The following is a 21,784-nucleotide window of genomic DNA, read 5'->3' on the forward strand; positions in this document are numbered from 1 at the left end:
GTCGATGTGGCACCTTTGATGCTGCCACGCACCACTGACAACGCCCCCTTCCAAGTCTCTTGGAGCAGCCCAGTGCCGCCCGCGCCGTTCGAGCTTCTGCCCGGCCCCGCCGACTCCCCCGTGATCCTGCACGTACCGCACTCCTCACGGGTCGTTCCGGCCGAGGTGCGCGCGGGGATCGTGCTGGACGACGCGGCGCTGGAGCGGGAGTTGGACCACATCACCGACGCGCACACCGCCGAACTGGCCGAGGCCGCGGCCGGGTTGTCGGCCGTCATGCCCTGGCGGTTCGTCAACCGGCTGTCGCGGCTGGTCGTCGATCCGGAGCGGTTCCCCGACGAGCGGGAGGAGATGCTGTCGGTCGGGATGGGCGCGGTGTACACGCGGACCACGCACCGGGGCGAGCTGCGGCCCGCGGACAGCGACCCCGAGCCGCTGATCGACCGCTGCTTCCGGCCGTACGCGCAAGCGATGACGGACGCGGTGGCCGGCCGGCTGGCCGCCACCGGGCGGGCCGTCGTCATCGACGTCCACTCCTATCCGTCCGCGGCGCTGCCGTACGAGCTGCACGGCGAGGGCCCCCGGCCGCCGGTCTGCCTGGGCACCGACCCCTTCCACACGCCGCCCGAGCTGCTGACGGCCGCGCGGGAGGCGTTCGCCGGGTGCGGGGAGACGGGGGTGGACAGCCCGTTCGGCGGGGCGTACGTACCGCTGGAGTTCTACGGGAAGGATCCGCGGGTGGCGGCCCTGATGGTGGAGATCCGCCGGGATCAGTACATGGCCGAGCCGGGCGGGCCCGCCGGTCCCGGGCTGACCCGGCTGGCGACCGCGCTGGCCGCCCTCGTGGACGCCGTACCGCGCTGATCTCCTCGTGGCGCCTCACTCCGGCCTCCGGCTGGAGCACTCCCGCGCGACAGGCGGCCGGGGGCCGGTGAGGGTGGGGGCATGACCGAGGATCCCACCCTGCTGACCGCCCAGGCACCGCCCCCGGTGCGCGACTGGCCCGCGCTCGACCTCACCGGTCCCGACGACTTCGACCCGGTGCTCGCGGAGCTGATGCGCGAGGGCCCGCTGACCCGCATCCGGCTGCCGCACGGCGAGGGCTGGGCGTGGCTGGCCACCCGGTACGACGACGTGAAGGCGATCACCAACGATCCGCGGTTCGGCCGCGCGGAGGTCACCCGCCGTCAAGTGACGCGGCTGGCCCCGCACTTCAAGCCGCGTCCCGGTTCGCTCGCCTTCGCCGACCAGCCCGACCACAACCGGCTGCGCAAGCCGGTCGCCGGTGCCTTCACGGTCGGCGCGATGAAGCGGCTGCGGCCGCGGGCGCAGGAGCTGCTCGACGAGCTGGTGGACGGGGTCGTACGCGACGGGCCACCGGCCGATCTGATCGAGCGGGTCCTGGAACCCTTCCCGCTCGCCGTGGTCAGCGAGGTGATGGGCGTGCCCGTCGAGGACCGGGAGCGGGTGCACTCCTGGACCCGGCAGATCATCTCCACCTCGGGTGGCGCCGAGGCCGCCGACCGGGCCAAGAACGGCATGTACGGGTGGATCACCGACACCGTCCGGGCCCGCGCGGACAGCACCGGCCAGGACGTGTACTCGCTGCTCGGCGCCGCGGTCGGGCGGGGCGAGATCAGCGAGGAGGAGGCGGTCGGGCTCGCCGGACCGCTGCAGATCGGCGGCGAGGCCGTCACCCACAACTGCGGCCAGATGCTGTTCCTGGTCCTCACCCGGCCGGAGTTGAGGGAGCGGATGCGGGAGCCGGAGGCCCGGGGACCCGTCCTCGACGAGCTCCTGCGCCACATCCCGCACCGCACCTCGGTGGGCCTCGCCCGTATCGCCCTGGAGGACGTGGAGCTGCACGGCCACCGCATCAGCGCGGGCGACCCGGTGTACGTGTCCTACCTGGCCGCCAACCGGGACCCGGCCGTCTTCCCCGACCCGGACCGCATCGACCCGGACCGCGACCCCAACCCGCACCTGGCCTTCGGGAACGGATCGCACTACTGCACCGGCGCCGTCCTGGCCCGGATGCAGACCGAACTGCTGGTCGGCACGCTCCTGGACCGGCTGCCGGACCTGCGTCTGGCTGTCCCCGCCGATCAGGTGGTCTGGCGCCGCCGGACGATGATCCGGGGACCCCGGAACCTGCCCGTCACCTGGTGACCGGCGCCGGGTAGCCGGCGGGCGGCCTCGGGCGTGCGGTGAGCGGTGTCGGGCACCTGGTGAGGGGCGCCCGACCGCTCAGGCCGTCAGCCAGTCCGTGACGACGGTCCCCTCGTCGGTCCGCAGCCGCAGGGCGAACGGGCCGGCGGGGGACTCCACGGACGTGAAGCGGCCCATGTCGTCCGTCGTCAGCGCGGAGCCGCCCTGCGGTCCTCTCAGGACCTCGATCCGGGCCGTCTGCGGCGGCAGCACCTGGCCCATCAGGCCCTGCGCGGTCAGTTCCACGTCGACGGTCAGCCCGCCCACGTGGAAGGTCAGCATCCGCGGAACGTCCACCGCTCCCCTGACCGGAATGGCGTCGGTGACCGAGTCGAAGGTCAGCTCGGCGATCCGGGCGTCGAGGTCGTGCAGGGCGAAGGCCTCGACGGCGAGCTGCTGGAGCTGCGCGGGGATCGGGTCCAGGATGCCCGCGGCCCGGCGCAGTTCCTCCTCCAGCAGGTCGAGGTCGAAGTCGTCGTCGTGGGCGTCGTCGCCGCTCATGTCGTCCAAGTCATCCAGGTCGTCCATGCCGTCCGGGCCACCCGTGCCGTAGTTGTCCGTCACACCGCACCTCGTGCTTCGAGTCGTGCCCGCAGGCGGCGCAGACAGCGCTGGCGCAGCGGTCCGATGCTGCCGACGGCGATGCCCAGTGAGGCGGAGACCTCCTGGTAGCTGGGCGGCTGCGTGGCCATCAGGACGCGCAGCAACTGCCTGCACCGGTCGCCGAGTTCGGCGAACTCCTGCCAGAGATGGCGGACGCGCTCGCTCTGGGCGGCGGCCTCCTCCGAGTCCAGCAGGGACTGCTCGGGCGTACTGTCCTCGCTGACCCGGTCGAGGAGCTGTGGATCGTCCGTCGGGGTCAGCCTTTTCAGGCTCCTGATGACCTTCAGGCTCTCGTGCCGCGCGGTGCTCGCGAGCCAGGAGCCGGCCTTCTCCGGTTCCCGGATCCGGCCCAGGTGCTGGGCGAAGCGGAACCACACGGTCTGGTAGACCTCGTGCGCGTCGGCGTCGGAGAGCCGGTACGCGCGCACGACGGACCACACCAGTGGGCTCAGCCCTTCAACGAGCGCTTTCCAGGCCGCCGCATCACCGTCGACGGCGGACTGGACCAACGCGCCGACATCTGCTCGGTCCACGGCTCCACCCCTCGTGTACGGCATGTCATCGTACGCCGTGAGAGGGGTGGCCCTGGACCGTGACCTCCAGTGGATCGCGTTCATGCCGACGTGGTGGGGATCGCGCGCCACGTGGGTGGCCGGAGCGCCGGGACGTGCGCCCCCCGCACCTCCGCGATCTCCGTGTTGGCGGCGAGCAGCAGCCGCGCGGCGGCGCGCGGGTCCTGCTCCTTGTGCGCGGTCATGTAGGAGGCGACCAGGCCTGCGGCGACGGGCGTGGCGAAGGACGTGCCGCTCCACTGCGCGAACCCTTCGAAGAGCACCTGGTCCGGCGTGGGGTGGGAGCCGTCGTCGCTCAGCACGCCCGCGTGGCTCGGGTACTGGCAGGTGCAGTGGTAGGTGAAGCCGAAGCGGCAGGCGTCGTAGGTGGAGTGCTGGTAGATGTACGGGACGGGCACGTCGAAGCCGGTGAGGGCGCTGGTGAGGCGCTCACCGGGGGCGAAGACCTTCACCCAGGCGCCGTGGTTGCTGAAGCAGGCGCCGAACTCGCCGTCGCTGCGCAGCGCGCCGACCGACAGGACGGCGTCCGCGTAGTCGGGCAGGGAGGCGTAGGCGGCGGGCCAGAACGGGGTGGCGCTGGCGTTGTTGCCGGCGGCGGCCACCAGCAGGGTGCTCTGGTCGAGCAGGGCGGACATGAACCCGTCCAGGCCCAGCAGTCCGTCGACGCGGCCGTTGGAGGTGCCGGCGGAGAGGCTGAGGATGTCCGGCCAGCCGTCCCGCTCGACGGCGTCGAAGAGCAGCTCGCCGAACTCGGACTCCAGGACCGCGCCGGCGTCGTTGAGCGTGTTGCGCACGGTGATGTCGGTGTTGGGCGAGACGGCCGCGAGGAGTCCGGCGATGAACGTGCCGTGTCCGACGTACTGCTGGAGGATCCCGTTCGCGTCGGTCTCCTGGAGCTGCGGGTCGCCCTGGGTGTTCGCCAGCAGCGGGTACGCGGCGAAGTCGTGCGTGAGGCCGTTGTCTATCACCAGGACACGGACGGCGGTGTCCTCGTGGGACTCCTCGGCCGCGGCCGGGTTGGGCGGCTGGGTGAGGGGGGCGGGCACGGGCTCGTCGCCGGGGCAGGAGTTCACCGCGATGGACACGATGTGGTTACGGCTGACCAGGCGGCGTCCCTGGCGTCCTTCCTGCTCCCGCAGCGCGCGCAGGGCGCCCGCGACCGCGCGGTCACCGCGGCCGTCGCCGTGGCCGGGGTCGCCGACCTGGATGCGGGTGATGCCCGAGCGGTTGGTCTGCGGGCTCACGCGCTGCACCCGGTCCGCGACCAGCCCCGTGGTCCGGTCGAAGTGGGTGCGTACGGTGTCCTCGACGAGCTGGGCCTCCTCGCCGTCCCGGGCGAGGACGACACCCTTCTCGTAGATGAACTCGGCCGCGTCGTCCGGGCCGAGGGCGAGCGGGGTGTCGGGCATCGAGCGTTGGATCTGGTCGAACTGCTCGTGGAAACGCTGAGGTGCCATGGCGTGTCCTCCTCCACTGAGGCGGTGGTCGTCAGTCAGAGCCGCCGGGTCGTCGTTTGATACAGCGCCAAACCGGTGTGGTGTGCAACCGGGACCACTACCATCCTTTGAGTGACAGCGGGAAGCGACGCGGTCCTGGAACTGCTGCCCATGGTGTTCGCCGCCCCTCAGGACGCGCTGGCGAGGGCGGAAGGTGTGCTCGACGCCGATCCGTCGCTGCTCCACGCCTCCATCGCCCACCAGGTGATCGGCATCTGGCAGCGGGACTGGGGCGACATGAAGATCGCCCTCCATCACCTGCGGCGGGCCCGGGATCTCGCGGCGCGCGCGGACTCGGCCGACCGGGAGGCGGATGTCCTGGCCGCGCTCGGGGTCGCGTTGGTGCACTCGGGGCGCACTCAGCAGGGTCTGGCCGCGCTGGAGCGCGGAGTGGAGCGCGGCACCGGCCACACCCGCGCGCGCGTGCTGTTCCGGCGGGCCTACGCCGGCTGGGTGCTGGGCCGGCACCGGGAGGCCCTGGAGGACGTACGCAAGGCGATTCCCGTGCTGCGGCAGGCGGAGGACACCATCTGGGTGGCCCGGGCGCTGACGCTGCGGGCGACCGTGCACCTGGCGCTGGGCGCGGTGGACCGCGCGGACGCCGACTTCACGGCCGCCGAGACGCTGTGGGACACCACCGGCCAGGAGCACGACAAGGCCGACATCGTGGAGAGCCGGGGCCTGGCCGCGTTCCGGTCGGGCGACATCCCGGTGTCGCTGCGGCTGTTCGACGAGGCCGAGGAGCGGTACGCCAAGCTCGGTACGCCGTCCTTCATGCTCTACATCCGGCGCTGCGAGGTCCTGATGGCGGCCGGGCTCGCCCCGGAGGCACTGGCCGAGGCGGACGCGGCGATCGGGGTCCTCGACGGTATCGGCGGCCAGGCCACCCGCAAGGCGGAGCTGCTGCTGGTCGCAGCCCACGCGGCCCGGCGGGCGGGCGATCCGCATACGTCGATCGCGCGCGCGGAGCTGGCGGTGCGGCTGTTCGCCGGGCAGCGACGCCCCTGGTGGGAGGCGCACGCCCGGCTGGTGCTGATCCAGGCGCGGGTGGCCGCGGGGCGGGGCTCGGGGCGACTGGTCGCCGACGCCGCCGCGGTCGCCGAGAAGCTCGCGTCCTTCGGCGCTCCGGTCGCGCCGGAGGCCTCCCTCCTCGCGGGCCGGATCGCGCTGGGCCTGGGCTGGACGGCGGACGCGGAACGGCATCTGGCGGTGGCCGCCCGCAGTCGGCACAGCGGGCCGCCGCTGGCGCGGATGACGGGCTGGGCGGCGCAGGCGCTGCGGGCCCGGTCCGCCGGTTCGAGCCGGGGTGTGCTTGAGGCCTGTCGGCGCGGCCTCGACGTGCTGGACGACCACCGGATGACGCTCGGTGCCTCGGAGCTGCGGGCCCGTGCCACCGAGCAGGGCGCGGAACTGGCCGCGTTGGCGCAGCAGGCCAGCGTGGAGTCCGGCGGGCCGCGCCGGTTGCTGGTGTGGAGCGAGCGCTGGCGGGCCACCGTGCTGTCCGCGCCGCCGACCCGGCCGCCGGCCGATCCGGGGCTGCTCGGCGACCTGACCTCGTTCCGGGTGATCGCCGCCCAGGCGGAGGAGGCCCGTATGGAGGGCCGTCCACTGCCCGCCCTGGAGCGCGAACAGCGGCGCCTGGAGCGGGAGATCCGCTCCCGCACCCTGCACATGCGCGGCGACGCCCCCGGCGACGAGACCCGCTTCGACCCCGCCCGGCTGCTGGCCCGCCTCGGCGAGGTGCGGCTGGTGGAACTGGCCGTGCTGGACGGGCGGGTTCAGGTGCTGCTGTGCGCGGAGGGCCGGGTCCGGCGGTTCGAGGCGGGACTGGTCGCCGACGCCGAGCGCGAGGCCGAACACGTCCAGGCGGGACTGCGGCGACTGGCCCATCCCGGGGCGGATGCACGGCTTCCGGTGGTCGAGGCGATGGGACACCGGCTGGAGGAGCTGCTGCTGGGACCGGCGGCCGCGCACCTGGGCTCCGGGCCCGTGGTCGTCGTGCCGCCAGGGCGGTTGCACCGCGTGCCGTGGGCCCTGCTGCCGTCGCTGCGCGAGCGGGTGCTCAGTGTGTCGCCGTCGGCGAGCAGTTGGCTGCGCGCCCGGGAGACCGAGCCACCGCCGGGTGGACGCCATGTGCTGGTACGAGGTCCCGGTCTGGCGACCGGTGGTGCCGAGGTGCCCGAGCTGGCAGACCGGTACGGCAGGCCGATCCTGCTGGAGCACGACGACGCGCGCGTGCCGCGGGTGTTGCGGGAGTTGGACGGCGCGGCGCTCGCGCACATCGCCGCGCACGGGGTCTTCCGCGCCGACAGCCCGCTGTTCTCGTCGTTGCGGATGGCCGACGGTCCGCTGATCGTCCACGACTTCGAACGGCTGGACCGCAGCCCGTACCGGATCATCCTGTCCAGCTGCGACACCGCCCGCCTCGCCTCGGTCGGCGCTGACGAACTGCTCGGCCTGGTCACGGCGTTGCTGCCGCTGGGCACGGCCGGGGTGGTGGCGAGCAGCGCGCCGGTCAACGACGCGGCCGTGGTCCCGCTGATGCTCGCCCTGCACAAGGGCCTCAGCGTCGGCCTCTCGCTGGCGGAGGCCCTGCGCGACGCCCGGGCCGCGCTGCCGGGCGACGCGATGCACCAGGCGACGGGGTGGGCGTTCGCGGCGTTCGGGGCGGCCTGAGCGGAAGGCACCGGTCGCGGGTTGTCCCTCCGATGGCCGAACTCCCGCACCGCAGCACGGAGTTCACGAAGAAGATCCCGGGCGCGGGGAAGCGGCCTGACCCCTCCCCCGAATACTGGGGGTCAGACCGCTGCTCCGGTGTGCGGCTCAGGCCGGCTGGGCGTCCGGTACCGCCGTGAGCCAGGGCAGCGCCCCGCGGTCGCTGGCGCCGAGCCGGGCGTACGCGCTGTAGAGGTGGTTGCCCACGGTGCGGATGGACAGGGTGAGCTGTTCCGCGATCTGACGGTTGCTCAGGCCGGCTGCCGCCAGAGTGACGATCTGCCGCTGGCGGGCGGTGAGTTCACCGAGGACCAGGCCGGACAGGGCCGGAGTACGGGCGCCCTGACAGCGGCGGGCGAGGGCGACGGCACGGGTGCGTGAGGTGCGGGCGGCGCGCGGGTCGCGGTGGGCCCGTACCGCCTGGGCGTGCGCCTCGGCGGCGAAGAGCAGCAGGCCGCGCCGCTCCAGCGCCTCGGCCGCCCGGTCCAGATCGGGACCGTCGCCGCGGGCGAGCGCGTCGGCGTGCAGGGCGAGGACACCGTCGGCGGGCAGCCGGTCGGCGACCGCCTCCGGGGCGCCGAGACGAACGGCCTCGTACAGTTCGTACGAATCTCCCGCTCCGATCGTCTCGAGCGCCCCGTCGACGTCCCCCCCGGACACCGCCAGCCACACGGCCGCGCCGCCCCCGAGCGGTCCCCCGGCGGCCGTGTGAGCGGTGCCCGTCTCCCCCGACTGGGCGGTGGCCAGGGCGAGTTCGGTACGGCAGGACAGATCGCCCCCGTCGTCCCGCAGTCCCTCCCTCGCCCAGGCCGCCGCCTCGCGCAGCTCCCCCCGGAGCCGCGCATACCGGGCGCGTACGGCGGCGTACCCCGCCGGCACCGACGCGCCCTCTCCGACCAGCCAGTCCCCCACCGGCGTGGTCGTGGTCCTGACGTCCGCCCGCTCGATCCGCCCGGTCAGCTCGGCGGCCTCGGCGTCGAGGGCCGGCCGCCACTGCTCGGGCCGCCGGGCCAGCCGCCGCGCCCGCAGCCGACCGGCCGCGGCGCGCAGCACCGGGCCGTACAGGGGGTGGGCGAGGCGGACGGTGGTGGGGCCGGCGGGAGTCTCCTGGTGCTCGTCGATACGGACCAGGCCCTCGGCCTCCAGGTGTTCGAGGACATGGAGGTCGAAGTCGTCCGTGTCCTGCCCCAACGGCTCCCCGAAGGCGAGGCGTTGCAGGGTCTCGCGTTCGTCCGCGTGCGGCCGGTCGAGCACACGCGCGGCGCGCTCACGGACGGTGGTCGTGACGGGCAGCGGGCCGCGCCAGGACCAACTCTCCGTGTCCGGGCGACGGTCGAGCAGTCCGCGCTCGCGCACCGCGTCCACCAGGTCGCGCAGCAGGCGCAGGTCGCCGCCGCACAGGCGGAGCAGTCGGTTGAGGGTGAGCGGCTCCGGGTCCGCGCCGAGGCCGGCCGCCAGGAGCTGTTCGGTGTCCTCGCGGGGCAGCGGCTCCAGGGCGAGGCGGGGCAGCAACTCGCCTGTCCACAGGCGGGAGATCGCGCCGAGTAGCGGCGTCTCGTCGGCCGCGACGACGACCAGGCGGGTGCGGCCGTGCACGGCGAGCTGGTGCACGAGGGCGGCCGAGGCGTCGTCGAGCAGGTGGGCGTCGTCGACCAGCAAGAGCCGTAGGCCGGAGAGGAGTTGGACCGCCCGGTGCAGGGAGACCGTCTCGGGCAGGAGGTGCGCGAACGCGGCGAAGGAGAGGTGACGGGTCTCGGGTGTTCCGGCCGCGCGGGCCCGGTCGCTGCCCCGCAGTGCCTCGGTGACCAGCCGGGTCTTGCCCGAGCCCGCGGGGCCGGTGACCACGATGCCGTGGTGGCTCGCGGTCAGGGACCGGCGGATCAGCTCGAGCTCGTCCTCTCGTCCGGTGAACGGCCAGGGCAGTTCAAGGGTCTTCGCCTCGCGTTCGAAAGTCGTCACGGGAGTATGAGCGCGAGTACTCAGTCCTGATACAGGGCGACTTGAGTAGACCCCGACTCAGGCGCCCGTGACCTGGATCGGGGCAGGCTGTGCGCATGACCGGACGCTACTGCTCCCTCGCGCAGCAGTCGGCCCCCGCCTTCGCGGCAGGGCTGACCGCCGAGCGGCGCAGCGCGCTCATCTCGGGTAACCGGATGTGGGTCAACGGCACGGTCCTGCACTACTGCTTCTTCGACGGCGAGGGCGACGCCTCCGTCATCCCCGTCCCGGGTACCGGGGCGATGCGGCGGGTTTCGTGGGTCGGCGCCAAGGAGCAGCGGGACGTGGTGCGCGAGTGCTTCCAGGAGTGGCGGGATCTCGGGCTCGGCGTGTCCTTCGTCGAGGTCGCGGACCGCACGGAGGCCGAGGTGCGCATCGGGTTCCAGCTCGGCGACGGCTCGTGGTCGACGGTGGGCCGGGACGCGTTGCAGGTCGGCGTGCACGACCGCACGATGAACTTCGGCTGGGACCTGACCGCGCCCGGGGAGCGCGGGACGGCCCTGCACGAGATCGGGCACGCGCTCGGGATGCTGCACGAGCACCAGAGCCCGTTCGCCGGGATCCACTGGGACGACGAGGCCGTCTACGCCGATCTGGCGGGCTCGCCGAACTTCTGGAGCCGGGACAAGACGTTCTTCAACATTCTGCGCAAGCTGGACCCGGACGAGGTCAACGGCTCCGTCTGGGACCCGCAGTCGATCATGGAGTACCCGTTCTCGGGCGGGCTGATCCTGGAGCCGGAGCAGTTCCGGGCGGGTCTGAATCCGCCGGGTTCGCTGTCGCCGGCCGACAAGGAGTTCGTGCTGCGCTGGTATCCGCCGGCGGATCCGCCGCAGCCGCCCGCGCTGGTGCCCTTCCGGTCGGCGCCGCTCGGTCTCGGACCGGGCGAGCAGGCGGACTTCGTGATCGATCCGCCGGAGACCCGCGAGTACACCGTGGGCACCTTCGGCGACAGTGACACCGTCGTCGTGGTCTTCGAGGAGCGGGACGAGGAGCCCCGCTATCTGACCGGCCGCGACGACGGCGGAACACCGCACAACGCCACCATCAGGGCCCGTCTCGTCAAGGGCCGCCGCTACTACGTCCGTGTGCGTCTGTACTCGGCTTGGGGACCGGGACAGACAGCGGTCATGTGCTGGTAACAGCACGGGAAACCGCGCCACTCGGGCGTCGCTGGACCACCTGTCCGGCGCCGGGGGAGCGGTCGGGCACGGTCACCTTCGGGGGAGGGAGACCGTGCCCGGCCTCGCCACATGTCCCGGAAGCGGCCGTGATCGCCGTACGGTCCACCCGGCACTCGCAGAGCAGCGTCGCCCTCCTCGACGTCCTCGCCTCCGGCCTCGCGCTCCCGGTCCGGCGCGGCCTGTCGATATAGGACAGAAACCGACCTAGTCCGCTCCTATCGTCGTCCACGACAGCCAGTACGAGTGGAGGGACCGCGATGTCCGAGCAGGCCGGCGTCACGCCGCAGGGATACACCACCGTCGCGCCCTGGGTCGTCACCGACGACACCGGGGCCTTTCTCGACTTCGTCGCCGGGGCCTTCGGCGGTGTGGAGCTCGCGCGGGTCGCCACCGAGGACGGTCTGATCGGGCACGGTGAGATCCGGGTCGGCGACACCGTAATACTGGCCTTCGACCGGCGTACGGACTGGCCGGTCCTACCCAGCCTGCTGCGGGTGTTCGTCGCCGACGCGGACGAGGCGTTCTCCCGGGCCGTCAAGGCCGGTGGCAGTGTGGTGACGCCCGTGGCCGACGACGCCTTCGGGACCCGCGGCGGGCGGATCAAGGACCCCTTCGGCAACATCTGGTGGGTGGTCGCCCGGGTCGAGGACGTGTCCGAGGACGAGATGTGGAAGCGGCTGCGCGACCCGGGCTACGCCGAGATCATGCGCGTGGCCCAGGAGACGCTGGACGCGGAGCTCAGCGGCCGGCGCCAGGGACGCAGCAGCGCGCCCGTGGGGCCGACCGGCTGAGCTCACTCCAGTCACTCAGCTCCGGTGCTTCGGCTCCGATACCTCAGCTCCGATACCTCAGCTCCGGTACTTCAACGTCGGCCCCACTCCTGTGCAAGCAGCTCGTACGACCGCACCCGGTCGGCGTGGTCGTGGGTGATCGTCGTGATGAGCAACTCGTCGGCGCCGGTGGCCTCTTGGAGCTGTTCCAGCTGGTCGGCGACCCGGCCCGGCGAGCCGACGAACTGGGTGTCGAGGCGGTCCTGGACCAGTTCCCGGTCCTCCTCGCTCCAGACGTGCGCGCGGGCCTCCTCGGGGGTCGGGAACGCGATCGCGCCCTCGGCCGTGCGGATGCTGCGGACCCACAGACCGTAACCGGTGGCGAGTTCGCGGGCGGTGGCGTCGTCCTCGGCGACGACGACGTCCGCGGAGACGCTGACGTGGGGTTTGTCGAGGTGGTCGGAGGGCTGGAAGTGGGCGCGGTAGCCGTCCACCGCCTCCAGCACCGTGGCGGGGCTGACGTGGTAGTTGGCGGCGAAGCGCAGGCCCCGGGCGCCCGCGACCTCGGCGCTCTGGCCACCGCTGCTGCCGAGGATCCACAGCTCCAACTCCGCGCCCTCGCCGGGCACTACGTGTGCCTCGACGCCCTCCGGGGAGCGGTAGGTGCCGGCCAGTAGGGCGAGGATGTCGTCGATCTGCTCGGCGTAGTCCTGGGACTCGGCGTTCGGCAGCAGGAGCAGCCGGCGTTGCAGGGCGATGCGGGGTGAGCCGAGGAGGCGTTCGAAGGAGAAGCGGGGCGGGATGAGCAGGCCGTTGGGGGCGCGTCCGTCGACGACGGGTGTGGCCGTCGGCCCGGTGGCCCGCTCCGCCGGCGGACGGCCGCCCGAGCGGCCGAGGCCCAGGTCGAAGCGGCCGGGGTGCAGCGCGTCGATCAGCCCGAACTCCTCCACCGTCGACAGCGCGGTGCGGTGCCCGAGTTGTACGGCGCCGGAGCCGAGGCGGATCGTGGAGGTGGCGGCCGCGGTCAGGGCCAGGACGACCGCCGGAGAGGTGCCCGCGACCCCGGGGTTGAGGTGGTGCTCGGCGAACCAGTAGCGGGCGTAGCCGAGTTGCTCGGTCTGTCGGGCCAGGTCGATGGAGTTGCGCAGGGCGTCGGCGGCGGTCGAACCCGACGAGACCGGAACCAGGTCGAGGACGCCGAGGGGGATGTCAGACACGGACCGGCTCCTCGCTGCTGGTCGACGGTGTCGGCAGGACCGGGCCCCAGTCGAAGGGCGGGTCGGGGATGTCCTTGCGCAGGACGGGGGCGACCGCCGACTGGAAGAGTTCGAGCGAGTCCCGGTGCTGTGCGTCGGACAGACCGCTCGCGTCCGCGTGCAGATGGACCACCGTGTGCCCGAACTGCTCGTGATAGCGGTGCACTTTGTCGATGACCTGCTGCGGGCTGCCGATCAGCGCAGAGCTGCGCTCGACGTAGTCCTCCAGGGTCTCGAAGACCACGGGCAGGCCCGCCTGCTTGAAGAATGCCAGGTTCGACTCGAAGATCGGCCGGTACGCGGCCGACGCCTCCTGCGAGGTGGGCGTGACGAGGACGCCCGCCGTGCCGGCGCCGATCGCGATGTCGGCCGGGTCGTGGCCGTGGTGCTCCCAGCGCTCGCGGTAGTAGCGGATCAACTCGGCATACGGCTCTATGGGGTTGGTGACGTTCGCCGAGAACAGCGGGTCGCCGTAGCGGGCGGCGAGGTCGACGGACTCCTTGCTGGTCGCGCTGCCGTGCCAGACCCGGACCGGCTTCTGGTAGGGCCGCGGCCACACCTCCGCCTCCTCCAGCGGCGGGCGGTAGCGGGTCGCCGCCGTCACCTTGTCCTGCCGCCAGATCTGCCGGAACACCTCGTAGCTCTCGGCGTTGCGGTCCCACTGATCCTCGGGCGTGACCTGGAACAGGTCCCGCTGGGCGGCGCCGTTGCCCTTGCCGATGATCAGGTCCAGGCGCCCGTCGGAGAGGTGGTCGAGGGTCGCGTAGTCCTCGTACGCGCGGACCGGGTCCAGCAGGCTGAGGGTCGTGACGGCGGTGAACAGGCGGATCCGCTTGGTCAGGGCGGCCACATGGCTGAGGACGACGGTCGGGGAGGAGGAGATGAACGGGCGCTCGTGCCGCTCCCCCACCCCGAAGCCGTCGAAGCCCAACTCCTCGGCGAGCACCGCGTTGTCGAGGACTTCGCGGAACCGCTCGTGGGTCGGTTTCAGCACCCCGGTGACCGGGTCGGGGCGGTGCACGATGAGCGTGATCGCGAGGAACTTCACGACGCGGCCCGCTCGGCCGCCGTCTCGTCCGGGTGGGCGAGACCGAGCTGGTGGCGCAGCGTCGGGCCCTCGTACTCGGTGCGGAACACGCCCTGCTCCTGGAGCAGGGGGACGACCTTGTCGGCGAAGTCGTCGAGGCCGGTCGGGGTGATGTGCGGGACGAGGATGAAGCCGTCGCTGGCGTCGGCCTGGACGTACTCGTTGATGGTCCTGGCCACCGTCTCCGGGGAGCCGATGAAGTTCTGCCGGTTGCCGGTCTCGATGACGAGGTCGCGGATGGACCAGTTGTTGGCGGCGGCCAGCTCACGCCACTCGCGGGCGGTGGCCAGCGGGTCGCGGTACATCCGCACCTGGGCGCGGCCCTTGGAGATGTGGTTCTCGCCGAGGTCGGGATCGATCTCGGGCAGCGGACCCTCCGGGTCGTACGAGGACAGGTCCCGGTTCCAGACGAACTCGAGGTGCTTGATGGCGGTGGCGCCGCTGACCTGCTGGCGGCGCACCTCCTTCGCCAGTACCTCCGCCTCGGCGTCGGTGTCGGCGAGGACGAAGCTCGCGGCGGGCAGGATCAGCAACTCGTCATGCCGACGGCCGTACTTGGCGAGGCGGTTCTTGACGTCGGTGTAGAAGGCCTGCCCCGATTCCAGCTGGGCGTACCGGCTGAAGATGGCGTCGGCGGAGGAGGCGGCGAACTCGCGGCCCTCGTCGGAGTCGCCGGCCTGGAAAATGACCGGGCGGCCCTGCGGGGAGCGCGGGACGTTGAACTGGCCGTGGATGTCGAAGTGTTGTCCGTCGTGGACGAAGGATCCGGCCTTCGCGTCCCGTAGGAAGGTGCCGCTCGCCTGGTCGGCGACGATCTCGTCGCCGTGCCACGAGTCGAAGAGCTCGTTGGTCGTGGCGAGGAACTCCTTGGCGCGGGAGTACCGCTGGTCCTGCGGCAGGAAGCCGCCGCGCCGGAAGTTCTCGCCGGTGAAGGCGTCCCAGGAGGTGACGACGTTCCACGCGGACCGGCCGCCGGAGAGGTGGTCGAGGCTGGCGAACTGGCGGGCCACCTCGTAGGGCTCGTTGAAGGTGGAGTTGATGGTGCCGGTCAGGCCGAGGTGCTCGGTGACGGCGGCGAGCGCGGCCAGCACGGTGAAGGTGTCGGGGCGGCCGACGACGTCCAAGTCGTAGATTTTTCCGCCCTGTTCGCGCAGGCGGAGTCCTTCGGCGAGGAACAGGAAGTCGAACTTGGCGCGTTCGGCGGTCTGCGCGAAGTGCACGAAGGAACTGAACTCGATGTGGCTGCCGGCCTTGGGGTCGCTCCACACGGTGGTGTTGTTGACGCCCGGGAAGTGCGCGGCCAGGTGGATCTGCTTCAGCGGCTTGCTCATGGGTGCGGTCGGCCCTTCCGGCTCAGGCTGCGGCGTAGCGGTTGGCGGGGCGGGCGAGGCCCAGCAGGCCGCGCAGGGTGTCGGCCTCGTAGGCGGTGCGGAAGGCGCCGCGGCGCTGGAGTTCGGGGACCAGACCCTCGGTGATGGCGGGCAGGTCGTGGCCGAGGACGGCGGGCCGGAGTCGGAAGCCGGTGAGCCCCTCCCCCGCCAACTCCTGGAGCAGGTCGGCGAGTTGGGTGGGCGTACCGGCGAAGATCCGTGCGTCGCTCTCGTACGGCTCCCCCGCGAGGGCGTCCAGACGGGCGCGTCGGTCCTCCGCCGCGGCCTGGTCGTCGTCGAGGAAGACCACCAAGTCGCCGAAGACGTGCACGAGTTCGTCCGCGCGGCCGGCCGCTTCCTGCTCGGCGCGGATCTCGGCGACGATCGCGCGGGCGTCGTCGGCGTCGCGCGGGGTGACGTAGCCGATGTCGGCCTGGCGGGCCACCAGCCGGTAGGGGACGGTCTGGTGCGCGAGCGCGGTGACGAGGGGCTGCCCCTGCGGCGGGCGCGGGGTGATCGAGGGGCCCTTGACGCTGAAGTGCGCGCCCTCGAAGTCGATGTAGTGCAGCTTGTCCCGGTCGACGAAGCGGCCGGTGGCGGTGTCCCGGATCTCCGCGTCGTCCTCCCAGCTGTCCCAGAGCCGGCGCACGACCTCGACGTAGTCGGCAGCCTCGTCGAAGAGGTCGGTGAGCCGCTGCTGTCCGGCCGGGGTGCGCAGCTCCGCCAGGTCCAGCGGCGGGAAGGTGCGGCGGCCGAAGTGGTCGGCCTCGTGCGGACGGGCGCTGACCTGCACCCGCAGGCCCGCGCGGCCGCTGCTCACGTAGTCGAGGGTCGCGATCGCCTTGGAGAGGTGGAAGGGCTCGGTGAGCGTGGCGATCACGGTCGGTACGAGGCCGATGTGCCGGGTCAGGGGCGCGATGCGGGACGCCGTGAGTACGGCGTCGAGACGTCCGCGGACCTGGTCGGTGCGGCCGTCCAGCTCGGCGTGGTGCGAGGGCTGGAGGCCGAGTCCGTCCTCGAAGGTGACGAAGTCGAGCAGGCCGCGCTCGGCCTCCGCGACCAGGTCGGCCCAGTAGCCGGCGGTGAACAGGTCCCGGGGGCGGGCCACTTGCTCGCGCCAGGAGGCAGGGTGCCAGCCGGTGCCGTCGAGGGCCACGGCGAGATGCAGATGCGAAGGGGAGGTCGATGACACGAGTAGGTGCCTTCCTGGAGGTCCGTACGAGATCGCCAGCCCAGGGAAATGGGCTCACGGCGCTGGGGCAACGGCGTCAGGGGCGACAGAGCGCGCCGGCGACACGCAGCAGATCGATGTGCTGCCGCGTGGTGAGACACACGTGCACGAGGGACGCGCCGCTCATGTGCTCCACCTCCACGGAGTCCGGCTTCATTGAGGACAACGGCACGGCTATGCCGTTTCTTCCGGATCCGGGGCAGCGGTCGGCCCGGTGAACCGTACGAGCGAGAAGACCGTACGGGCGCGCAGCGTGAAGCCGATCGATTCGTACAGCCGGATCGCGTTGGTGTTGTTCGCCGCGGCGTGCAGGAAGGGCTGCTCGCCGCGTTCCTTGATGCCTGCGGCGACCGCGCGGACCAGCCGGGTGGCAAGGCCCCGGCCGCGGTGCTCGGGGTCGGTGCACACGGCGCTGATCTCGGTCCAGCCCGGCGGGTGCAGGCGCTCGCCCGCCAGCGCGACGAGCCGGCCCTCGTGGCGGATGCCCAGGTAGGTGCCCAGTTCGACGGTGCGGGGCAGATAGGGGCCCGGTTCGGTGCGGGCGACCAGGTCGAGGATCTCGGGTACGTCGGCGGGACCCAGGCGTACGGCCTCGGGGTCGGGCTCGGCCCACAGCGCGGTGTCGACGAGCTGGACGCCCTGGCCTGAGCGGACGATCTCCCAGCCCGCCGGGGCCTCGCCCACGCCGCGCACCGCGGCGGTGCCGCCGGGGCCGATGAGCGTGGCCAGGTCGGCCCAGGCGCGCGGGTCGTCGTTGTCGGTGATGGCGTGGAAGCCGGCCACGTCGACGGGGTAGCGGACGGCGCGGCCGACGCGCTCGGCGAAGTGGGCGTGCGGGCCGGTGAGCGCGGCCCAGGCCGGGTTGTCCAGGACGTGGGACGTGGTGGTTTCGAGACTGGCGGTGGAAGACATCGGGTGACGGCTCCGGTACTGGTCGCACGGGTCGGGGACCCCGCCGGGACACGGCGGGGTCCCCTTGCTGAGAGGGTGGGTCAGGAGTCGCTGAGCGGCAGTCCGGGCGGGTTGATCTCGGACTTGGCGACGGCCTCGTTGGAGAGGTTCCAGGCGGCCAGCCACTTGGCGTACTGCCCGTTCTTGATCAGGTAGTTGATCGCGTCGGCCAGCGGCTTGGCGAGGCCGCTGTCCTTCTTCGCGGTGGCCGCGATCAGGCCCTGGAGGGAGGATCCGGCGCCTGAGTAGGTGCCCGCGTTGCGGATCGCCTTCGCCGTGCCCTTGGTCGAGGAGACCTGGTAGGCGACCGAGGGGTTCGGGGAGAGGTAGGCGTCGATCTTCCCGGAGGTCAGCGCGAGGTAGGTGCTGTTGTTGTCCTGGAAGTACTTGACGGTGAGCGCCTTCTTGCCCTCGGCGGCCAGCTTCTTCTTCCACTCCAGGAGGATCCGCTCCTGGTTGGTGCCGGCGCCCACGGCCACGGTCTTGCCCGCGAGGTTCTCGTAGTTGCTGTCGAAGTTCCAGGAGTTGTCGGCCTTCACCGCGAAGCCGAGGTTGTCCTCGCGGTAGGAGGCGAACTCGTACTTCGCCTTGCGCTCCTCGGTGTCGGTGACGTTGGAGAAGGCGACGTTCACCTTGCCGCTGTCCAGACCGATGAAGAGGTTCTCCCAAGTGGAGTTCTTCAGCTCGGGCTTGAGGCCGAGGACGGCGGCGACCAGGCGGGCGATGTCGGTCTCCGAACCGGTGAGGGTCTTCTGGTCGGAGCCGACGTAGCCGAGCGGCGGGGAGCCGGCGGGCAGGAAGCCGACGCCGATCTCCAGCTTGCCGCTCTTGGCTATGTCCTTGGGCAACTCGGCGCTGATCGACTTCACTTCGGAGACCTTCAGCGTGGTCTCCTTGGCGGCGCCGAGGGACAGGGCACCCACGGTGACCGAGCCGGCGGCGGCGTTGTCGGTCGTGGTGGCCGCGTCACTGTCTCCCCCGCAGGCGGCGAGCCCGCCGGCGAGGGCGGCGACCACGGTGCCGGCGGTGAGTCCGCGAGTGAGTCTGCTGCGAAGGCTGAGGGGAGACATGGCTGTTCCTAGGCTCGGTGTTCAGGACTATTGGGGGTGAGAAGGGTGAGGCTCAGAGGACCTTGCTGAGGAAGTCGCGGGTCCGTTCGTGCTGGGGCTTGTCGAGGACCTCGTGCGGCGGGCCCTGCTCGACGATCTTTCCGCCGTCGATGAAGACGACCCGGTCGGCGACCTCGCGGGCGAAGCCGATCTCGTGGGTGACGATGACGAGGGTGGTGCCGCTGGTCGCCAAGTCCTTGATGACGGCGAGGACTTCGCCGACGAGTTCGGGGTCGAGGGCGGAGGTCGGCTCGTCGAAGAGGATGACGCCGGGGCGCAGGGCGAGGGCGCGTGCGATGGCGACGCGTTGCTGCTGGCCGCCGGACAGCTGCCTCGGATAGGCGCCGGCCTTCTCGCCGAGACCGACCCGGCCGAGCAACTCGCGGGCCAGTTCCAGGGCTTCGGGCTTGCCGAGCCGGCCGGTGGCGACGGGGGCCGCGGCCACGTTGTCGAGGACGGTCAGGTGCGGGAACAGGTTGAAGTTCTGGAAGACGAAGCCGATCCGGCTGCGCTGGGCGAGGATGGCCCGCTCGCTCAGCTCCTTCAGCCGCTCCCCCTGGCGCTTCACGCCGATCAGTTCGCCGTTGACGCTGACGTAGCCGATCTCCGGCTTCTCCAGGTGGTTGATGACCCGCAGCAGCGTGGACTTCCCGGAGCCGGACGGGCCGAGGATGACGGTGACCTCGCCGGGCCGCACGGTCAGGTCGACGCCGTCCAGCACCCGGTGGGCGCCGTACCACTTGTGCACGTCGTGCACCTCCACGGCGGCGGGCGTGATGTCGGTCGGCGCTTCGAGGGTCTTGGCGCTCATATCGCGGCCTCCCGGCGGATGCGGGCCCGCAGATCGGTGAGGCCGGTGCGGAGCTTCTGGATCGGCGTCGGCGGCAGCGAGCGCGTGGCGCCCCGGGCGTAGTACCGCTCGACGTAGAACTGGATGACCGACACGACACTCGTCAGGATCAGGTACCAGACGGTCACGACGAGGAGCAGCGGCACGATGTCGCCGGGGTAGGTGGAGCCCATCGTCTGCGCGGAGCCGAACAGGTCGAGCAGGGAGACGTAGAAGACCAGCGAGGTGCTCTTGATCAGGCCGATCAGCTGGTTGACGTAGTTCGGGGTGATGGAGCGCAGCGCCTGCGGGAACACGATCCTGCGGAACTGGTAGCTCTTCGGCAGGCCGAGGGCGGAGGCCGCCTCGTGCTGGCCCTGGTCGACGGAGAGGATGCCGCCGCGGACCACTTCGGCCGCGTAGGCCGCCTCGTTGAGGCTGAGGCCGATGACGGCGACGACCATGTCGGTGGCCAGCTTCGACTCGTCGAAGGAGAAGAAGGCCGGCCCGAAGGGGACGCCGACGCTCAACGTCCGGTACAGGGCGCTGAAGTTGTAGAGGAAGAGCAGCACCACGATGAGCGGGATCGAGCGCAGCGCCCAGACGTAGGTCCAGCTCACCGCGCGCAGCACCGGGGACCTGGAGAGTCTGGCGAGGGCGAGCAGGATGCCGCCCAGGAGGCCGAGGACCGCGCTGTAGGCGGCCACTTCCAGGGTGATGAGCAGTCCGTCGAGGATGGTCGGCCGCAGGAACCAGTAGCCGAAGCGGTCCCACTGGTAGAACGGGTTGGTCGCCAGGCCGTGCACGAACTGGGCCGCGAGGACCAGCACGACCGCGGTGGCGATCCAGCGCCCCGGCCGACGCAGGGGCTGAACTCTCTGTGCCGTGAGGGGTTTTGACGGTTCGTCGGCAGGCGGTGCCTCGGCGAGGGACACGGCGGCGCCAGGGGGTTCACTCATGGTGGGCTCCGGCAGGTTCGGACACCCCGGACCCCGGCGGTGGACGCGCGACGACGGGCGGCGCGCGCGGCTGCGCGGGACTGGGGGCGGGGAGGGGAACTGCACACCGGCGGAGGCGGGTGTGCGTCAGAGGTGCGCGGGCTGGCTGGTCGTCAGCCCCGACAGCGGGCACGGCCCGGTGCGGTACACAGTGCGCTGCTGACCCGGAGCAGATCGACGGCACGGTCGGCGACGAACAGGTTCGCGTACGACAGTACGCAGCTCTGTGGGCGGCATGCGGCCGTCCTGAGAGCTGCGTACATGGCGTCACCTGTCACTGTCGGAGGCCCCCGGAAGGGGCCGCGCGCTTACCGAAACGTCATCCGGTCCGGTCGTCACCTGGGGCACCCCACCGCGGTGCGAGGGTTGCCGGTCAGCAAGCCAGGGCTTGTCGCTGACACTCATGACCGTTCTGGGCGATATTCAAGACACTTGCCCGAACGAATGTCAACGCCGGTCCACGAAGTGGAACGACTGTGGAGCTGCCGTGGACGGACGGTGAGCGGCTATCGGGCCGCGTGGGCCGCCCAGTCGAGGATCTGCACGGCCGCGCCGGCCGCCTCCAGGCCTCGGCAGTGGGCGTGGTGGCGGCGGGCGATGCCGTCCAGGTCGAGATGGGTGCCGAAGGCCGGGTGCGCGGCCAGCCGGCGGGCGTACGCCCACAGGGTCGGGCGGTCGGCGATGCGCTCGACCGCGCAGGCGTCCAGGTGATGGCGGTGCACGGTGTCGAGTTGGACCAGGGTGACCCACAACTCGACGTCGGCGGCGGTGATCTGATCCCGGATCATGTAGTCGCGTCCCACGAGCCACCGATCCAGCGCGCCCAGCGACTCCAGCAGTGCCTCAAGGGCCGCGTCCCGCTCCGCCTGCTCGCCCCCGGACTGTCCGGCGCGCTGGGCGGCTCCCTCGATGTCCTGGGCGCACATCCGCTCGACGGCCTCGATCTCCGACTCGGCGCCGCACGGGTACAGCGAGAGCCGGTCGGCGCCGAAGCGGCGGGCGAGGTCGCGGGTGATGTCCGGGGCGTGGGTGCTGACGATCCGCCCGGACCAGTCGTCGCTGAGCACCGGTCCGACGGCCGGTCCTGAGTACCGGTGGGCGCTCGCCTCGTACAGCGGGCGCAGCACGGAGTGGCCGCCCTGCGGGGAGTCGGGGACGGCGGGCAGGTAGGTCGCCGGACAGACGGTGTCCAGGCCGAGCAGGCTGTGGGTGACGGCGATGCGCAGGCCGTCGGGACACGCGGTGGACAGATGGAGGCGGTAGCGGCGCGGAACGGCGTAGTGGCCGCTGCGCGGATCGCCGCCGATGCGGCCCCGGAAGGCGGGCGTGGACGGAGTGGTGGTGTGGGCGGCCAGCGGTGTGACGGACATGACTCTCCCCGGGAGCGGGCGCGGACGTACGCGCGGC

The 21,784-nt window shown here is 72.0% G+C and carries 19 protein-coding genes and 1 riboswitch; of the genes, 5 read left to right on the plus strand and 14 right to left on the minus strand.

Annotated elements, in window-relative coordinates:
- The first annotated feature begins 18 nt into the window (after positions 1-18).
- Positions 19-864: an N-formylglutamate amidohydrolase gene (locus tag ACIP6U_RS02370; protein ID WP_401711696.1), complete on the plus strand. Its 846-nt coding sequence runs from the start codon at positions 19-21 to the stop codon at positions 862-864.
- Between the two features lie 81 nt (positions 865-945).
- A complete protein-coding gene (locus tag ACIP6U_RS02375; protein WP_401711700.1) occupies positions 946-2,169 on the plus strand; it encodes a cytochrome P450 in 1,224 nt (407 codons plus the stop codon).
- Positions 2,170-2,247: 78 nt separating this feature from the next.
- Here the strand turns inward: ACIP6U_RS02375 and ACIP6U_RS02380 are convergent, their stop codons facing one another.
- The 3 genes from ACIP6U_RS02380 to ACIP6U_RS02390 all read right to left on the minus strand — a co-directional run bounded on the left by ACIP6U_RS02380 (position 2,248) and on the right by ACIP6U_RS02390 (position 4,840).
- Entirely contained in the window at positions 2,248-2,736 is a 489-nt protein-coding gene (locus tag ACIP6U_RS02380) for a hypothetical protein (protein WP_401712888.1), read from the minus strand.
- Between the two features lie 32 nt (positions 2,737-2,768).
- Complete coding sequence (locus ACIP6U_RS02385; RefSeq protein ID WP_401711703.1) at positions 2,769-3,344, minus strand: RNA polymerase sigma factor; 576 nt, start codon at positions 3,342-3,344, stop codon at positions 2,769-2,771.
- 80 nt (positions 3,345-3,424) lie between these two features.
- Entirely contained in the window at positions 3,425-4,840 is a 1,416-nt protein-coding gene (locus tag ACIP6U_RS02390; RefSeq protein ID WP_401711706.1) for a S8/S53 family peptidase, read from the minus strand.
- A gap of 150 nt (positions 4,841-4,990) precedes the next feature.
- Here ACIP6U_RS02390 and ACIP6U_RS02395 point away from each other — a divergent pair, with 150 nt between their 5' ends.
- Complete coding sequence (locus ACIP6U_RS02395; RefSeq protein ID WP_401712890.1) at positions 4,991-7,555, plus strand: CHAT domain-containing protein; 2,565 nt, start codon at positions 4,991-4,993, stop codon at positions 7,553-7,555.
- Positions 7,556-7,702: 147 nt separating this feature from the next.
- Here ACIP6U_RS02395 and ACIP6U_RS02400 read toward each other — a convergent pair whose 3' ends face one another.
- Positions 7,703-9,553, minus strand: coding sequence for a LuxR C-terminal-related transcriptional regulator (locus tag ACIP6U_RS02400; RefSeq protein WP_401711708.1), 1,851 nt, complete (start codon positions 9,551-9,553; stop codon positions 7,703-7,705).
- A gap of 95 nt (positions 9,554-9,648) precedes the next feature.
- Between ACIP6U_RS02400 and ACIP6U_RS02405 the strand changes: the two genes are divergently transcribed.
- Positions 9,649-10,734, plus strand: a complete 1,086-nt coding sequence (locus ACIP6U_RS02405; protein ID WP_401711711.1) for a M12 family metallopeptidase — start codon at positions 9,649-9,651, stop codon at positions 10,732-10,734.
- Positions 10,735-11,033: 299 nt separating this feature from the next.
- Positions 11,034-11,567, plus strand: a complete 534-nt coding sequence (locus tag ACIP6U_RS02410; protein ID WP_401711714.1) for a VOC family protein — start codon at positions 11,034-11,036, stop codon at positions 11,565-11,567.
- 71 nt (positions 11,568-11,638) lie between these two features.
- Here ACIP6U_RS02410 and ACIP6U_RS02415 read toward each other — a convergent pair whose 3' ends face one another.
- From ACIP6U_RS02415 to ACIP6U_RS02460, 10 genes are all read right to left on the minus strand, one after another.
- The gene (locus ACIP6U_RS02415) at positions 11,639-12,763 is read right to left on the minus strand and encodes an MsnO8 family LLM class oxidoreductase (RefSeq protein ID WP_401711717.1); all 1,125 of its coding nucleotides are present in this window, start codon (positions 12,761-12,763) and stop codon (positions 11,639-11,641) included.
- Positions 12,756-13,850, minus strand: coding sequence for an LLM class flavin-dependent oxidoreductase (locus ACIP6U_RS02420; RefSeq protein WP_401711719.1), 1,095 nt, complete (start codon positions 13,848-13,850; stop codon positions 12,756-12,758). Before ACIP6U_RS02420 ends, ACIP6U_RS02415 begins: the two co-directional genes overlap by 8 nt.
- Positions 13,847-15,220 carry an NtaA/DmoA family FMN-dependent monooxygenase gene (locus tag ACIP6U_RS02425; RefSeq protein WP_401711722.1) on the minus strand — a complete coding sequence of 458 codons (1,374 nt, stop codon included), beginning with the start codon at positions 15,218-15,220 and terminating at the stop codon, positions 13,847-13,849. Before ACIP6U_RS02425 ends, ACIP6U_RS02420 begins: the two co-directional genes overlap by 4 nt.
- A gap of 22 nt (positions 15,221-15,242) precedes the next feature.
- On the minus strand, positions 15,243-16,451 hold the full coding sequence (locus ACIP6U_RS02430; RefSeq protein ID WP_401711725.1) for an LLM class flavin-dependent oxidoreductase: 1,209 nt from the start codon (positions 16,449-16,451) through the stop codon (positions 15,243-15,245).
- A 76-nt stretch (positions 16,452-16,527) separates the two neighbouring features.
- Positions 16,528-16,617, minus strand: a complete 90-nt coding sequence (locus ACIP6U_RS02435; protein ID WP_401711728.1) for a putative leader peptide — start codon at positions 16,615-16,617, stop codon at positions 16,528-16,530.
- 47 nt (positions 16,618-16,664) lie between these two features.
- The gene (locus tag ACIP6U_RS02440) at positions 16,665-17,402 is read right to left on the minus strand and encodes a GNAT family N-acetyltransferase (protein ID WP_401711730.1); all 738 of its coding nucleotides are present in this window, start codon (positions 17,400-17,402) and stop codon (positions 16,665-16,667) included.
- 80 nt (positions 17,403-17,482) lie between these two features.
- On the minus strand, positions 17,483-18,511 hold the full coding sequence (locus tag ACIP6U_RS02445) for an ABC transporter substrate-binding protein (protein ID WP_401711732.1): 1,029 nt from the start codon (positions 18,509-18,511) through the stop codon (positions 17,483-17,485).
- A gap of 52 nt (positions 18,512-18,563) precedes the next feature.
- Positions 18,564-19,361, minus strand: a complete 798-nt coding sequence (locus ACIP6U_RS02450; RefSeq protein WP_401711735.1) for an amino acid ABC transporter ATP-binding protein — start codon at positions 19,359-19,361, stop codon at positions 18,564-18,566.
- Positions 19,358-20,338: an amino acid ABC transporter permease gene (locus ACIP6U_RS02455; protein WP_401711738.1), complete on the minus strand. Its 981-nt coding sequence runs from the start codon at positions 20,336-20,338 to the stop codon at positions 19,358-19,360. The genes ACIP6U_RS02450 and ACIP6U_RS02455 overlap by 4 nt, the downstream gene beginning before the upstream one ends.
- Before the next feature lie 338 nt (positions 20,339-20,676).
- A riboswitch (SAM riboswitch) is annotated at positions 20,677-20,786 on the minus strand.
- A gap of 97 nt (positions 20,787-20,883) precedes the next feature.
- Positions 20,884-21,747, minus strand: coding sequence for a glutathione S-transferase C-terminal domain-containing protein (locus tag ACIP6U_RS02460; protein WP_401711741.1), 864 nt, complete (start codon positions 21,745-21,747; stop codon positions 20,884-20,886).
- Positions 21,748-21,784 lie beyond the last annotated feature (37 nt).

The organism is Streptomyces sp. NPDC088794, assembly GCF_044750545.1.
Taxonomy (GTDB): Bacteria; Actinomycetota; Actinomycetes; order Streptomycetales; family Streptomycetaceae; genus Streptomyces.

Coding starts and splice junctions, on each gene's coding strand:
- ACIP6U_RS02410 (WP_401711714.1), top strand. CDS start 11,034: ATGTCCGAGCAGGCCGGCGTCACGCCGCAGGGATACACCACCGTCGCG.
- ACIP6U_RS02435 (WP_401711728.1), bottom strand. CDS start 16,617: ATGAGCGGCGCGTCCCTCGTGCACGTGTGTCTCACCACGCGGCAGCAC.
- ACIP6U_RS02375 (WP_401711700.1), top strand. CDS start 946: ATGACCGAGGATCCCACCCTGCTGACCGCCCAGGCACCGCCCCCGGTG.
- ACIP6U_RS02450 (WP_401711735.1), bottom strand. CDS start 19,361: ATGAGCGCCAAGACCCTCGAAGCGCCGACCGACATCACGCCCGCCGCC.
- ACIP6U_RS02460 (WP_401711741.1), bottom strand. CDS start 21,747: ATGTCCGTCACACCGCTGGCCGCCCACACCACCACTCCGTCCACGCCC.
- ACIP6U_RS02405 (WP_401711711.1), top strand. CDS start 9,649: ATGACCGGACGCTACTGCTCCCTCGCGCAGCAGTCGGCCCCCGCCTTC.
- ACIP6U_RS02390 (WP_401711706.1), bottom strand. CDS start 4,840: ATGGCACCTCAGCGTTTCCACGAGCAGTTCGACCAGATCCAACGCTCG.
- ACIP6U_RS02380 (WP_401712888.1), bottom strand. CDS start 2,736: ATGGACGACCTGGATGACTTGGACGACATGAGCGGCGACGACGCCCAC.
- ACIP6U_RS02445 (WP_401711732.1), bottom strand. CDS start 18,511: ATGTCTCCCCTCAGCCTTCGCAGCAGACTCACTCGCGGACTCACCGCC.
- ACIP6U_RS02455 (WP_401711738.1), bottom strand. CDS start 20,338: ATGAGTGAACCCCCTGGCGCCGCCGTGTCCCTCGCCGAGGCACCGCCT.
- ACIP6U_RS02425 (WP_401711722.1), bottom strand. CDS start 15,220: ATGAGCAAGCCGCTGAAGCAGATCCACCTGGCCGCGCACTTCCCGGGC.
- ACIP6U_RS02370 (WP_401711696.1), top strand. CDS start 19: ATGCTGCCACGCACCACTGACAACGCCCCCTTCCAAGTCTCTTGGAGC.
- ACIP6U_RS02395 (WP_401712890.1), top strand. CDS start 4,991: ATGGTGTTCGCCGCCCCTCAGGACGCGCTGGCGAGGGCGGAAGGTGTG.
- ACIP6U_RS02440 (WP_401711730.1), bottom strand. CDS start 17,402: ATGTCTTCCACCGCCAGTCTCGAAACCACCACGTCCCACGTCCTGGAC.